This window comes from Kribbella sp. WER1 (assembly GCF_054189145.1).
Window position 1 is genome coordinate 3,601,637 of record NZ_CM135186.1, and the last position, 12,383, is coordinate 3,614,019.

The window sequence follows — 12,383 nt, forward strand, 5'->3', positions numbered from 1 at the left end:
CGACGATTAGCCTGCAACTCACTCCTCAAATGCACTAACGCCAGAAGGGATCGTCGTGAGCACTCCGACGCCACCACCGGGTTACGGCCCGCAAGACCCCCAGCAGCCCGGTCAGCCGGGCCAGTACGGGCAGCAGCCCGGACAGGGTCAGTACGGTCAACAGCCCGGACAGCCGGGACAGTACGGCCAGCAGCCCGGGTATGGGCAGCAGCAGCAGCCGGGCTATGGGCAGCAGCCGGGCTACGGCCAGCAGCCAGGTCAGCCTGGGCAGTACGGCCAGCAGCCTGGCTACGGGCAGCAGCCGGGTTACGGGCAGCAGCCCGGGTACCCGCAGCAGCCGGGGCAGTACGGGCAGCAGCCGGGCTTCCCGGGGTACAACCAGGCCGGCTACGGGTACGGCGGCGCGCCGTCAGGTCAGCTGGCCAGCTGGCCGCTGCGTGTCGGCGGCTACCTGATCGACGGCTTCATCGTCGGTATCCCCAGCGGAATCGGCAACGCGCTGAACAGCGGTGGCAGCCAGAACACGGGCCTGACCATCGTCAGCCTGATCCTGACGCTGATCGGTCTCGGCCTGTTCGTGTACAACCGCTGGATCCAGCAGGGCAAGACCGGCCAGACCTGGGGCAAGAAGATCGTCAACATCAAGCTCGTCGGCGCCGACACCGGCCAGCCGCTGGGCATCGGCAAGACGATCCTCCGCGACATCACCCACATCCTGGACGCCCTCCCGTGCTACCTGGGCTTCCTGTGGCCCCTGTGGGACGAGAAGAAGCAGACCTTCGCGGACAAGATCAACAACTCGTACGTCGTCAAGGTCTGACCGCATCAAAGCTCCCGGACGCCGTGGCCGCAACTGGCCACGGCGTCCGCTGCTTTCCACCAGAACGGAACCTGCCGGATGAGCACACCGGGGTACGGCGAACGGCCGCAGGACCAGCCGCAGTACGGACAGCAACCGTACGGCCATCCGTACAACCAGCCTTACAACCAGCCTTACGGTCAGCCCGGCTACGGGTACGGGTACGGGCCGCCGGTGCCACCGTTGGCGGACTGGTTGCCGCGGGTCGGGGCTTCGTTGATCGACGGCCTGATCACCGGGATCCCGATCCTGCTCGGGTACGGCGTGATGATCGGGGCGGCCATCAGTCAGGCGGCCAACGATTCGTCGAACGACGCCCCGCCCGTCTACGCGGTCATCCTGTTGCTGGTCGGATTCCTCGTGAGCCTCGGGCTAGGTCTCTGGAACAGGGTCTTCCGCCAAGGCAGCACCGGCCAGAGCGTGGGCAAGAGCATCCTCCACCTCCGCCTGGTCGACTCCAGAACCGGCCAGCCTGTCGGAGCCGGCCGCGCGTTCCTCCGCGAGTTCCTCAGCGCCGTCTTCAACAACGCCTGCTTCTTCGACTCCCTCTGGCCCCTCTGGGACGACCAGAAGCAGACCTGGCACGACAAGGTCGCCAACACGTACGTGGTGCGCACCTGAGGTCAGTGGGAGCGCAGTAGCCCCGCGCAGGTGACTGCCCACAGCACACTGGTGAACGTGCCGATGATGAAGCGTTCCGCGACGGCTTGCGGCGTAACGGAGGCGGGCTGATCGGGGCTGCGCAGCTCCGGGTAGCGGGCAAGGCCCTTGATCGCCAGCACGATCGCAATGCCCTCCGGCCAGCCCGACACCAAGGCCGCGTAGATGGCCAGCCGCTCCAGTGCACCGATCAGCGCGCCGCCACGCAGTACCTCTCCGGCTTTCTGCGTCGACTGGGCGTGTGTACTGCGTCTGTCCGCCAAAGCCAGCACAGACGTCGTCAGCGGGCCTCCCCCGGTCACTGCGAGCCCTCCGGCGACCAGGAGCAGCAGATCCCACCACTGCTCGGCCCAGCCGGCCACACCGTCGCTGACGAGCAGCAGTACGCCGACAGCAGCCAGACAGGCCAGCATCACGCCACTGATGGCTATCTCGAGGTTTGACCCCGACTTGGGGACCCACGCCAGTACGGCGAGAACCAGCGCGACCGCGGTCAGCGAGAGGACCAGGGCCGTCACGCAGCGACACCGTGGTCGAGGAGGTCCGCTGCCAGCACCCGTCCGCGCTGTTCCTCGGCGAAGCCGGCCGCCTGGGCCCGTTGGGTCACTGCCGACTGGCTGATACCGAGTTTCACGCCGATCTCCCGCCTGGTGAGTCCTTCGGCCAACAGGTCCGCCACGGCCCAGCCGCGCTCGCTCCGGCGCCGCAGTACGGACGCCATCAGCCAGAGGACCGTTTCCACCTGCTCTGCGCTGTGCTCGTCCGCTCCGACCACGTTCACGTGGTGCGGGCTGGACTTGGCGCGTGTCACCGCCTCCCGGGCGAACACGAACGCGTCCCCGCTGCCTGCTCTGGTGCTGCGCGGCAGCGGCTCGGTGACCTCGCCGATGCCGAGGCCGACGTACCAGCTGTCCGAGCGGAGCAGTTCGACGATCACGTCGACGGTCGCGCGGGCCTCGGACAGGACGCCCTGCACCTCGTCGCCGGCGGTCCGCTCGAACTTCCGCAGCAGCCCGGTCCGCCGCGGCCGGCGGTTCAGGGCGGTCAGTAGCTCGGGTACGAGATCGCTCGTGCTTCGGCTGCCGCGCTGATCTACGGTGAGAACGAAGACCATCGCCCGTACCTCCTTCCGACGGATTAAGGCTACAGTCTTATTTACGTAGAGTGAAGGCCAAAACCTGAATCGGTTCAGCCCGATCACTCCCCGTATCCGGCCCGGGGAGTTCCCCCGGGCCGGATCCGGGCGGATTCAGTCCGCGATCGGCAGGTACAGCTTCTGATCGGCCGACCGGAACGTCTCCGACATCTCGGCGAACCCGGCCTCGATCGCCTCGGCCGAGGTCAGCCCATGTTCCTCGGCGTACGCGCGGATGTCGGCGGTGATCCGCATCGAGCAGAACTTCGGGCCGCACATCGAGCAGAAGTGCGCGGTCTTCGCAGGCTCCGCCGGCAGCGTTTCGTCGTGGAAGGACCGCGCGGTGTCCGGATCCAGCGACAGGTTGAACTGGTCCTCCCAACGGAACTCGAACCTTGCCTTGGACAACGCGTCGTCCCAGGACTGCGCACCCGGATGCCCCTTGGCCAGATCGGCCGCGTGGGCAGCGATCTTGTACGTGATCACACCGGTCTTCACGTCGTCGCGGTCCGGCAGCCCGAGGTGCTCCTTGGGCGTGACGTAGCACAGCATCGCGGTCCCCAGCCAGCCGATCTGCGCGGCGCCGATCGCCGACGTGATGTGGTCGTACGCCGGCGCCACATCAGTTGCCAACGGCCCCAATGTGTAGAACGGCGCCTCACCGCAAAGCTCCTCCTCGAGCCGCACGTTCTCCGCGATCTTGTGCATCGGCACGTGTCCCGGGCCCTCGATCATCACCTGGACGTCGTGCTCCCAGGCGATCCGGGTCAGCTCCCCCAGCGTCCGCAGCTCGGCGAACTGCGCCTCGTCGTTCGCGTCCGCGATGCACCCGGGCCGCAACCCGTCGCCGAGCGAGAACGTCACGTCGTACTCCCGCAGGATCTCGCAGAGCTCCGCGAAATGCGTGTACAGGAAGGACTCCTGGTGATGCGCGAGGCACCACGCGGCCATGATCGATCCGCCGCGCGACACGATCCCAGTGATCCGCCGCGCGGTCAACGGCACGTACCGCAGCAGTACGCCGGCGTGCACGGTCATGTAGTCCACGCCCTGCTCGCACTGCTCGATCACGGTGTCGCGGTACACCTCCCACGACAGCGCGGCCGGATCGCCCTTCACCTTCTCCAGCGCCTGGTAGAGCGGGACCGTACCGATCGGCACCGGCGAGTTCCGCAGGATCCACTCGCGGGTCTCGTGGATGTTCTTCCCGGTGGACAGGTCCATCACCGTGTCGGCGCCCCACCGGGTCGCCCAGACGAGCTTCTCGACCTCGTCCTCGATCGAGGAGGACACGGCCGAGTTGCCGATGTTCGCGTTCACCTTCACCAGGAAGTTCTTCCCGATGATCATCGGCTCGGTCTCCGGGTGGCAGCGGTTCGCCGGGATCACCGCCCGGCCGCGCGCCACCTCGCCCCGGACGAACTCCGGATCGAGCCCTTCCCGGACCGCGACGTACCGCATCTCCTCGGTGATCGTGCCGGCCCGCGCGTGCCCGAGCTGGGTCAGCCCGGGGCGTTCGGCGATCCAGTCCCGCCGCAACGGCGGCAGACCTTGCTGTACGTCGATCCGCGCGGACGCGTCGGTGTACGGACCCGACGTGTCGTAGAGGTCGAAGTACTCGCCGTCGGTCAGGTTGACGCGCCGCGCCGGAACGCCGAGCTCACCGCGGTAGATCTTCTCCGACCCCGAGATCGGGCCGGTGCTGACAGTGACCATGCTGCTGCTCCCTACGCCGGAATTACCCGGACAGGTTCTGCGGTCGGCGGCGCCGGCCAGGTCAGATTCCTGGATCCAGCCGCCCTCTCAGCCCACTACGGTGCGAGCTCCCGCGGTCTGTAGTTGTCACTGCCCACCATAATCGGGTCATGCGAGACCTCGTCTACCCGCCCGTCATCGGCTTCGCCAAGTCCGCCTTCCTGGCGCTCGACCTGAAGATCCGCCGGACCGGGACCGAACACGTCCCGCGCACCGGCGGCGCGCTGATCGCGATCAACCACATCAGCTACGTCGACTTCATCCTCGGCGGGTACGGCGCGGTGCCGGCCAGGCGGCTGGTCCGCTTCATGGCCAAGGAGGTGCTGTTCCGGAACCGGTACTCCGGCCCGCTGATGCGCGGCATGCACCACATCCCGGTGGACCGGGAGGCGGGCGCCGCGTCGTACCGGACCGCCGTGGAGTACCTGCGGAACGGTGAGCTCGTCGGGGTGTTCCCGGAGGCGACGATCAGCCGGTCGTTCGAGCTGAAGGAGTTCAAGTCCGGCACGGTCCGGATGGCGGCGGAGGCCGGCGTACCGGTGCTGCCGATGATCCTGTGGGGCACCCAGCGGATGTTCACCAAGGACCACCCGCGGGACTTCACCCGGCACCGCCCGATCTCGATCAGCATCGGCGCGCCGCTCACCGTGACGCCGGACGACGACCCGGTGGAGGCGACCGCCCGGCTGCGGTCGACGATGGCGGGGATGCTGGACGAGAGCATCCGCGGGTACCCGGAGCAGCCGGCCGGGGCGTGGTGGCTGCCGGCCGCGTACGGCGGGAGCGCGCCGACGCCGGAGGAGGCCGAGCGGCTGGACCGCGAGGAGCTGGCCCAGCGGGCCGAACGGCGGAAGAGCTCTTGACCCTCGGGGCGGATCGAGGGTACGAAAGCACTCGTTGACGTGACAGGCACCTGGGGGGTTCCTGTTCGGTGGGCCACGACGGCCCGCGTACTCGAGCAGGCGGGGGCAGGTAAGTGGTCGATTCACCGGAAGAGCTGCACCTTTTCGACCCCGGTGCGCTGACGCCCGCGCCGCACGTGGCCGAGCACATCCCGGACGCCGGCGCGTACTTCGTGGACTGGGCGACCCGGGACCTGTCCGCGGACCGCGCCCGCGAGATCGAGTCCGCGGTGAACGGCCGGCGCAACCAGAACGGCTGGTTCCCGCTGGAGACGCTGGACAGCATCGGCAGCAAGGGCTTCTGGCGCGGCCCGCTGACCTATCTGGCGCGGATGACCGCCGACGACCCGCAGATCGTGCAGGAATGGGCCACAGACGGGCTCCGGGGCGAACAGAGCACCCGGATCAAGGCAACCGTCGACCACCTGCTCCACCAGCAAGGACACGCAGCCGCAGCCACCTGGGCGGTCGCCGTACGCCCACGCACCTACTTGGACGCAGAGGTGCTCGGTAGCCGTCTACTGGCCGCATGGGAGTACAACCTTGGCTCCATCCGCGCTAGGGACGTGGCCAAGGCTGTACGCCGCTGGAACCGCTAGTGGAACTGCGGGATGATCAGGTACAGCCCGTAGAGCACGGCCGCGAGACAGGCCGCGAAACACAGTGCAGCAACGCCGGTGTCCACGAAAGACGGCTGCCGCTTCTCGTCGATCGCTACCGCACGCCGCGACATCGCGGTGACGCCGAACGCGAACAGCACCGCCAGGCCGACGCCGAAGATCAGGCTGACCAGCGCGACCTCACCGAGAGCACTCCAGTTGATGTGCATCGCCGTACTCCTCTCAGGCCGCTGCGGGCGTGGTCGCGGTCGGGGTCGAGCTCGGGTACTCGTTGACGTTCTCCGAGGTCACCGGGCGACGCCGGGAGGCCGCGTAGATCGCGCCACCCGCGGCGATCGCCAGTACCGCGATGATCGCGACGCCGAGGTTGCCGGAGTCGGCCACCTCACCGGACAGCGCGCCGACGATCGCGGCGGCCGGCAGCGTCAGCAGCCAGGCCACGGCCATCCGGCCGGCGACCGTCCAGCGCACCTCGGCGAGCCGCTTGCCGAGGCCAGCGCCCAGGATGCTGCCGGAGCAGACCTGCGTGGTCGACAGCGGGAAGCCCAGGTGCGACGAGATCAGCAGCACCGACGTCGAGCTGGTCTCCGCGGAGAAGCCCTGCGGCGACTCGATCTCGGCCAGGCCCTTGCCCATCGTCCGGATGATCCGCCAGCCGCCGAGGTAGGTGCCGAGCGCGATCGCCGTACCGGCCGCCAGGATCACCCAGACCGGGGGCCGGGCGCCGGAATGCAGGCTGCCGGAGGTGATCAGCACCAGCGTGATGACGCCCATGGTCTTCTGGGCGTCACCGGTGCCGTGCGCGAGCGAGACCAGCGAGGCGGACGCGATCTGCCCGGCCCGGAACCCGTCCTCGACCGTCTTCTTCCGGGCCCGCGCGGTGATCTTGTACGCCAGGAAGGTCCCGAGCAGCGCGACCACACCGGCCACGATCGGGGCCGCGACGGCCGGGATGATGATCTTCTGGACGACGGTGCCGAAGTGCACGGCACTGCTCCCGGAGGCGATCCAGGTGGCGCCGATCAGCCCGCCGAAGAGCGCGTGCGACGACGAGCTCGGCAGGCCGACGTACCAGGTCAGCAGGTTCCAGAGGATCGCGCCGACCAGGCCGCCGAAGATCACCGGCACGGTCACCTTGGCGTCGTCGACGATGCCGCTCGAGATCGTCTTGGCCACCTCGGTGGAGATGAACGCGCCGACCAGGTTCAGCACCGCGGACACCGCGACCGCGATCTTGGGCTTCAGTGCGCCGGTGGCGATCGACGTCGCCATCGCATTTGCTGTGTCGTGGAACCCGTTGGTGAAGTCGAACACCAACGCGGTGATGATCACCACGACGACGAGGAACGACAGGTCCATTCGCGATCACTTCCCCTAGGCGGACGATCAGCAGCCTGGATCGACGGTAGGCCCGGTGAGTGAATTTGAAATGAACCGGACCAGGGAATTTACTCCAAGATCAAATGGACCAGGCCGTAGACAAGTGCGGCGACGACACCGGCTGCCGGGATGGTCAGCACCCAAGCGGTGACGATGCCCTTGGCGACGCCCCAGCGGACTGCGGACAGCCGCTTGGTGGCGCCCGCGCCCATCACCGCCGACGTGATCGTGTGGGTGGTCGAGACCGGGGCGTGCAGGCCGATCGCCATCACGTACAGCACCGCCGCCGAAACCGCCTCGGACGCGAACCCCCGGGCCGGGTCCAGGTGGATGATCCGGCGCCCCAACGTCCGCATGATCCGCCAGCCACCGGAATACGTCCCCAACGAGATCGCGGTCGCGGCAGCCAGCTTCACCCAGATCGGGATCCCGTCCTTCGCGTTCGCATGCCCGGTCGTGAGCAGGGCCAGGAAGATGACCCCCATGGTCTTCTGCGCGTCCTGCAGGCCGTGCCCGAGCGCCATCGCGGCCGCCGACAGCGACTGCGCCAACCGGAACCCGCGCGTGGTCTTGCCGGGGTTGCGGTTCCGGAACAGCCACAGGATCGCGATCATCAGCAGGAACGCGCCGAGGAACCCGACGGCCGGCGACAGCACCATCGGGATCACGACCTTGTCCAGGATCCCCGACCACAGCACCACGCTGCTGGACGCCAGCCCGGCGCCGACCAGGCCGCCGATCAGCGCGTGCGACGAGGAGCTCGGCAGGCCGAAGTACCAGGTGATCAGGTTCCAGGTGATGGCGCCGACCAGGGCCGCGATCACGATCACCAGCCCGTGCCGGCCGGCCGGTGCGCTGATGATGCCCTTGCCGACGGTCTCGGCGACTTCGGTGCCGAGGAACGCGCCGAGGAAGTTCATCACCGCGGCCATGCCGAGGGCGACCCGCGGGGTCAGGGCCCGGGTGGACACCGAGGTCGCGATCGCGTTCGCGGCGTCGTGGAAGCCGTTGGTGTAGTCGAAGGCGAGCGCGATGACGACGACGGCGATGACGAGCGTGAGCTCCACGCTCAGCTCTCCTTGACGGCGATCTGCTCGACCGTGTTGGCGACGCTCTCGAAGGCGTCGATCGCGGCCTCCAGCAGGTCGACCACAGTCTTCACCTTCATCACCGTGAGGGCCTCGTACTCGCCGCTGAACAGCTTGGCGATCAGCCGCCGGTGGACCGCGTCGCCGGTGTTCTCCAGCCGGTTGATCTCGATCCAGTACTCGGCCAGGTCCTTCATCGTGCGCAGCCGCGGCATCGTCTCGGCGGTCAGCTGGGCCGCCCGCTGCAGTACCTCGATCTGCTCGGCGATCTCCTCCGGCAGCTTCTCCAGGTTGAACAGGTGGACCGAGTCGACGGCCTCCTCCATGAAGTCCATGACGTCGTCGAGGTCGGAGGCCAGCCGGTAGATGTCCTCGCGGTCGAACGGCGTCACGAACGTCGAGTTGACCCGCCGGATGATCGAGTGCGTGGTCTCGTCGGCCGCGTGTTCCGCGTCCTTCATCTGGGCGGCGATCTGGTGGCTGGCGGACAGCCCGGTACCCGCCGTACTGCCGAGCAGCTCCGCCAGGATCCGGGATCCGTCCACGAGGTGGTTGGCGGACTCGGTGAAAAGGTCGTAGAACGTCGGGTCGTTCGGACGCAGACGTAACGGCACTTCAAGCTCCGGGTGAACGAGGGACAAACCGTGAACATGCTAGGGGGAACGGACCGCTGACGCGGCATCCGGCCGGGTCAACGTATCGCGTCGTTATGAACTGGCCTTTCACATTGCGCACGATAGGTAACCGATCGGTTTCACTTCGTGATCACCGCGTACAGGTCGAACAGCCCGACGACGAGCACCAGACCGGCCGCGATCCGCAGTACGTGGTCGTGGCCCAGGGCGTGCACGGCGCCACCCTTGGTGCGCCGGTAGACGGCGCTCACCGCGGTCCAGCAGCCCAGGGAGAGCACGAGAACGACGATTCCGAGACCGGTCCGGACCTGTGAGGACCCGTGCCCGGACGCGAGCAAGAGGGTGCCGTTGGCAATCAGACCGAGGGCTGTACGGCGCCACGCGAGCAGCGTCCGCTCCGGCTGCCGTCCGGGATCAGGTGTGCTCATTGCCACACTTATCGCCAGAGCGAGAACAGCAGGCCGATCAGGCCGACCGTCGCGATCGTTGCCCCCAGCATCAGCGGCAGCCGGCTGGCCGGCAGCGCGCCGCCGCGACGGATCGCGGTCAGGTTCAGCTGCCAGCGCCGGAACGCCCCGGCGGTGGTGACGATTCCGGTCAGGACCAGCACGATCCCGATGACCCGGGCCGGCCAGCGGTCCGGGCCGAGGTCGAGGAACTGCACCGCGGACAGGCCGCCGGCGTAGCAGGCCAGCGCGGTCCGCAGGTACGCCAGGTAGGTGCGCTCGTTCGCGAGGGTGAACCGGTAGTCGGGCTCCTCTTCCTCGCTCATCCGCAGCTCACCAGGCCGAGGTCCTGTTTGAGAGTCAGCACACGCCGCACGCTACTCGTCAGCTTCGCGGCGAAGAGCTTGTCCTGCTTCGCCTCGGCGACCAGGGCGTTCACCATCGACGCGGTCAGGCCGGACTCGGCGTTGATCACGACGTCGCCGCCGGCCGCCACGAAGCGGGTGGCCCGCTCGCCGGGCGGCACCGCCTTGACCTCCGCGGCGGCGCCGACGTCGTCGGTGATCACCACGCCCTGCCAGCCGAGGTCGCCGCGGACCATGCCCTGGATGACGGTCGGCGAGAACACGGCCCGGTTCTTCGGGTCGATCTTGCTGTACGTCACGGTCGAGACCATCACCATCGACGTACCGGCCTTGATGCCGTCCGCGAACGGCTGCAGGTTCGCGTCGCCGCGGACTGTGACGTCGTCGACCACGCCGGCCGCGAAGTCGGTGTTGCCGCGGACCCGGCCGAGGCCCGGGAAGTGCTTGACCGAGGTCGCGATCCCGGCGTTGCGCATGCCCTGGACGAACGCTTTGACGCCCTGACCCGCCTCCTGCGGCGTGTCGCCGTACTCACGGTCCAGCTGGCCGACCGGAGCGTTCTGGGACTTGAGCGAGGAGGGTACGACGTCAGCGACCGGGGCGAGATCGACGTTGACGCCGGCCTGCTTCAACTGGCTGCCCCACCCCTGCGCCTGCGCGGTGAGCTTCGACGCCGACCAGGTGCCCTGGACGGTCGCGGCCGGGATGCGGTCGAACCCGGGGCCCTTGAGCCGCTGGATCTTGCCGCCTTCCTGGTCCGCCGCGATGAACGGACGGACGCCTTCGACGGTGGCGGCCGAGTTCACCGCGGCCATCGCCGTCCGCGTGCTCGCCAGGCTGCCGCCGTTACCGACCAGGAACACGCCGCCGGAGTTCTGCCGTTGGACGACGGACCGCTGGGCGGAGGTCATGCCGGTGCCGGCGATGCCGGTCATGATCAGCTGGCCGGCCTGCTCGTGGAGGGTGAGCGCCTTGAGCTTCTGGTCGACACAGCTCGGCGCCGTGGTCGGTGTCTGGCCAGGGGTGTCTGCCGGGGTCGGCGTACTCGGCTCTTCGGTCGTGGGAACCGTCGCCTCAGTCGTGGGAACCGTCGACGACGGGACGGTGCTCGGTCCTGCTGTCGGTTGGGAACCCTTGCCACCGCAGCCGGCGACGACGAGTGCAGTCAGCGCGATCAGCGCGACCGGACGTCTCATCTCAGCTTCGCTCCCAGGCCGCGCGGTCCACGGTGTCGCCGGAGTGCCGGGCCAGCGTCGCGCAGACGTCGTACAGGTGCTCGACCTGCTCGGGGGTGAGCGCGTCGAAGATCGACGTGCGGACCTCCTCGACGTGCCCGGGGGCCGTGTCGACGAGCTTCTGCCGGCCGAGCTCGGTGAGGATCGCGACCTGGCCGCGACGGTCGGACTCGATCCCCTCGCGGCGCACCCAGCCGTTCTGCTCGAGCCGGTTGACCGCGTGCGAGAGCCGGCTGCGGGAGCCTTGGGTGGCGACCGCGAGTTCACTCATCCGCAGCCGGTTGCCCGGCGCCTCGGACAGCCGGACGAGAATCTCGTAGTACGTGTGCGGGATTCCGGCGTCGCGCTGCAACTGCTGCTCGATCCGGCTGCTCACTACGCGCTGCGCCGCGATGTACGCACGCCACGCCTGCGCTTCGGACTGGTTCAGCCACCGGGGTTCCGCCATCCCCGCAGCGTATCCGCAGTACGGCGGCAGCACAGATCAGCATGCCGACGACCGCGAGGACGCCGATCGTCTCGTGGAAGAGCAGGAACGCGAACAGCATCGTCGTCGGCGGCACGAGATAGAGCAACGAGCTGATCCTCGTGGCGCCGGAGAGCTTGAGATTCACGAGGTACAGCCCCCAGCCGCCGCCGGTCGCCAGCAGCACCAGCCAGACGACCGCGCCGTAGAAGCCGGGCTCGCTCGGCACCGTCAGCTTGTGTGTCGAGGCGGCCAAAGCGGTGAACATGACGGCCGAGGTGAGGCTCTGGATCGCCAGCGCGTCAAGGGAGCTCATGCTGGGACGTCGTTGCCGTTCGAGGCAGGTGCCGGCGACCAGGCCGAGGAGTCCGCCGACCGGTACCAGGAACAGCAGCGGCGAGCCGTGCCCGGCGCCGAGGTCGTCGGCGACAACCAGGCCGACGCCGACGAGGCCGAGGACCAGTCCGAGCCACTGCTGCCGGTTCACCCGCTCGCCGAGCAGTGGCCCGGCGACGGTCGCGATCAGGATCGGCTGCAGCGAGCCGATCAGCGCGGTGACGCCGGCCGTGATGCCGTGGCCGATCCCGGTGAAGATCAGTCCCAGGTAGACGAACTGGGTGAGGAACGCCATCCACAGCTGGGTCGCGAGATCGCGCCGGGAGATCCGCGGCCGGCGGACGGCGAGGACAACGACCGCGATCGCGCCCGCGACCAGGAACCGCCAGGCGAGCAGGTCGAAGGCGTTGGTGTACTCCGTTCCCCAGCGCGCGCCGATGAAGCCGCAGCTCCAGAACACGACGAAACCGGCGCCGGCGGCCAAGCTCAGTACCTTCATGC

Annotated in this window: 16 protein-coding genes; 4 read left to right on the forward strand and 12 right to left on the reverse strand. The window is 68.5% G+C overall.

Annotated elements, in window-relative coordinates:
• Window positions 1-55: 55 nt before the first annotated feature.
• The gene (locus ACXJJ3_RS17465) at window positions 56-820 is read left to right on the forward strand and encodes an RDD family protein (protein ID WP_458171197.1); all 765 of its coding nucleotides are present in this window, start codon (window positions 56-58) and stop codon (window positions 818-820) included.
• Between the two features lie 78 nt (window positions 821-898).
• On the forward strand, window positions 899-1,480 hold the full coding sequence (locus ACXJJ3_RS17470) for an RDD family protein (protein WP_458171198.1): 582 nt from the start codon (window positions 899-901) through the stop codon (window positions 1,478-1,480).
• Between the two features lie 2 nt (window positions 1,481-1,482).
• On the opposite strand, the gene ACXJJ3_RS17475 is transcribed toward ACXJJ3_RS17470, so the two are convergent.
• The 3 genes from ACXJJ3_RS17475 to thiC all read right to left on the reverse strand — a co-directional run bounded on the left by ACXJJ3_RS17475 (window position 1,483) and on the right by thiC (window position 4,370).
• Entirely contained in the window at window positions 1,483-2,037 is a 555-nt protein-coding gene (locus ACXJJ3_RS17475; protein ID WP_458171199.1) for a hypothetical protein, read from the reverse strand.
• Window positions 2,034-2,633: a transposase gene (locus ACXJJ3_RS17480; protein ID WP_458171201.1), complete on the reverse strand. Its 600-nt coding sequence runs from the start codon at window positions 2,631-2,633 to the stop codon at window positions 2,034-2,036. The genes ACXJJ3_RS17475 and ACXJJ3_RS17480 overlap by 4 nt, the downstream gene beginning before the upstream one ends.
• Before the next feature lie 135 nt (window positions 2,634-2,768).
• Window positions 2,769-4,370 carry a phosphomethylpyrimidine synthase ThiC gene (thiC, locus tag ACXJJ3_RS17485; protein ID WP_458171202.1) on the reverse strand — a complete coding sequence of 534 codons (1,602 nt, stop codon included), beginning with the start codon at window positions 4,368-4,370 and terminating at the stop codon, window positions 2,769-2,771.
• A gap of 149 nt (window positions 4,371-4,519) precedes the next feature.
• Here thiC and ACXJJ3_RS17490 point away from each other — a divergent pair, with 149 nt between their 5' ends.
• Together ACXJJ3_RS17490 and ACXJJ3_RS17495 are read left to right on the forward strand one after the other, a co-directional pair.
• Complete coding sequence (locus ACXJJ3_RS17490) at window positions 4,520-5,272, forward strand: lysophospholipid acyltransferase family protein (RefSeq protein WP_458171204.1); 753 nt, start codon at window positions 4,520-4,522, stop codon at window positions 5,270-5,272.
• 113 nt (window positions 5,273-5,385) lie between these two features.
• Window positions 5,386-5,910, forward strand: coding sequence for a hypothetical protein (locus ACXJJ3_RS17495; protein WP_458171206.1), 525 nt, complete (start codon window positions 5,386-5,388; stop codon window positions 5,908-5,910).
• On the opposite strand, the gene ACXJJ3_RS17500 is transcribed toward ACXJJ3_RS17495, so the two are convergent.
• The 9 genes from ACXJJ3_RS17500 to ACXJJ3_RS17540 all read right to left on the reverse strand — a co-directional run bounded on the left by ACXJJ3_RS17500 (window position 5,907) and on the right by ACXJJ3_RS17540 (window position 12,381).
• Window positions 5,907-6,140 (reverse strand): hypothetical protein, encoded by a 234-nt coding sequence (locus tag ACXJJ3_RS17500; protein WP_325041535.1) that lies wholly within the window; start codon window positions 6,138-6,140, stop codon window positions 5,907-5,909. The two genes, ACXJJ3_RS17495 and ACXJJ3_RS17500, sit on opposite strands and share 4 nt — an antisense overlap.
• A 13-nt stretch (window positions 6,141-6,153) precedes the next feature.
• Window positions 6,154-7,290 carry an anion permease gene (locus ACXJJ3_RS17505; RefSeq protein ID WP_458171207.1) on the reverse strand — a complete coding sequence of 379 codons (1,137 nt, stop codon included), beginning with the start codon at window positions 7,288-7,290 and terminating at the stop codon, window positions 6,154-6,156.
• 89 nt (window positions 7,291-7,379) lie between these two features.
• Window positions 7,380-8,378, reverse strand: a complete 999-nt coding sequence (locus ACXJJ3_RS17510; protein WP_458171209.1) for an anion permease — start codon at window positions 8,376-8,378, stop codon at window positions 7,380-7,382.
• A 2-nt stretch (window positions 8,379-8,380) separates the two neighbouring features.
• Window positions 8,381-9,013, reverse strand: coding sequence for a DUF47 domain-containing protein (locus ACXJJ3_RS17515; protein ID WP_380201553.1), 633 nt, complete (start codon window positions 9,011-9,013; stop codon window positions 8,381-8,383).
• 140 nt (window positions 9,014-9,153) lie between these two features.
• Window positions 9,154-9,462 (reverse strand): DUF202 domain-containing protein, encoded by a 309-nt coding sequence (locus ACXJJ3_RS17520; protein ID WP_458171211.1) that lies wholly within the window; start codon window positions 9,460-9,462, stop codon window positions 9,154-9,156.
• Window positions 9,463-9,470: 8 nt separating this feature from the next.
• Entirely contained in the window at window positions 9,471-9,806 is a 336-nt protein-coding gene (locus tag ACXJJ3_RS17525) for a YidH family protein (RefSeq protein ID WP_458171212.1), read from the reverse strand.
• Window positions 9,803-11,041 carry a glycoside hydrolase family 3 N-terminal domain-containing protein gene (locus ACXJJ3_RS17530; RefSeq protein WP_458171214.1) on the reverse strand — a complete coding sequence of 413 codons (1,239 nt, stop codon included), beginning with the start codon at window positions 11,039-11,041 and terminating at the stop codon, window positions 9,803-9,805. The genes ACXJJ3_RS17525 and ACXJJ3_RS17530 overlap by 4 nt, the downstream gene beginning before the upstream one ends.
• Window position 11,042: 1 nt before the next feature.
• Window positions 11,043-11,456, reverse strand: a complete 414-nt coding sequence (locus ACXJJ3_RS17535; RefSeq protein WP_458171216.1) for a MarR family winged helix-turn-helix transcriptional regulator — start codon at window positions 11,454-11,456, stop codon at window positions 11,043-11,045.
• Window positions 11,344-12,381 (reverse strand): DMT family transporter, encoded by a 1,038-nt coding sequence (locus ACXJJ3_RS17540; protein WP_458171218.1) that lies wholly within the window; start codon window positions 12,379-12,381, stop codon window positions 11,344-11,346. Before ACXJJ3_RS17540 ends, ACXJJ3_RS17535 begins: the two co-directional genes overlap by 113 nt.
• Window positions 12,382-12,383 lie beyond the last annotated feature (2 nt).

Coding starts and splice junctions, on each gene's coding strand:
- ACXJJ3_RS17470 (WP_458171198.1), top strand. CDS start 899: ATGAGCACACCGGGGTACGGCGAACGGCCGCAGGACCAGCCGCAGTAC.
- ACXJJ3_RS17480 (WP_458171201.1), bottom strand. CDS start 2,633: ATGGTCTTCGTTCTCACCGTAGATCAGCGCGGCAGCCGAAGCACGAGC.
- thiC (WP_458171202.1), bottom strand. CDS start 4,370: ATGGTCACTGTCAGCACCGGCCCGATCTCGGGGTCGGAGAAGATCTAC.
- ACXJJ3_RS17490 (WP_458171204.1), top strand. CDS start 4,520: ATGCGAGACCTCGTCTACCCGCCCGTCATCGGCTTCGCCAAGTCCGCC.
- ACXJJ3_RS17500 (WP_325041535.1), bottom strand. CDS start 6,140: ATGCACATCAACTGGAGTGCTCTCGGTGAGGTCGCGCTGGTCAGCCTG.
- ACXJJ3_RS17505 (WP_458171207.1), bottom strand. CDS start 7,290: ATGGACCTGTCGTTCCTCGTCGTCGTGGTGATCATCACCGCGTTGGTG.
- ACXJJ3_RS17520 (WP_458171211.1), bottom strand. CDS start 9,462: ATGAGCACACCTGATCCCGGACGGCAGCCGGAGCGGACGCTGCTCGCG.
- ACXJJ3_RS17525 (WP_458171212.1), bottom strand. CDS start 9,806: ATGAGCGAGGAAGAGGAGCCCGACTACCGGTTCACCCTCGCGAACGAG.
- ACXJJ3_RS17530 (WP_458171214.1), bottom strand. CDS start 11,041: ATGAGACGTCCGGTCGCGCTGATCGCGCTGACTGCACTCGTCGTCGCC.
- ACXJJ3_RS17540 (WP_458171218.1), bottom strand. CDS start 12,381: ATGAAGGTACTGAGCTTGGCCGCCGGCGCCGGTTTCGTCGTGTTCTGG.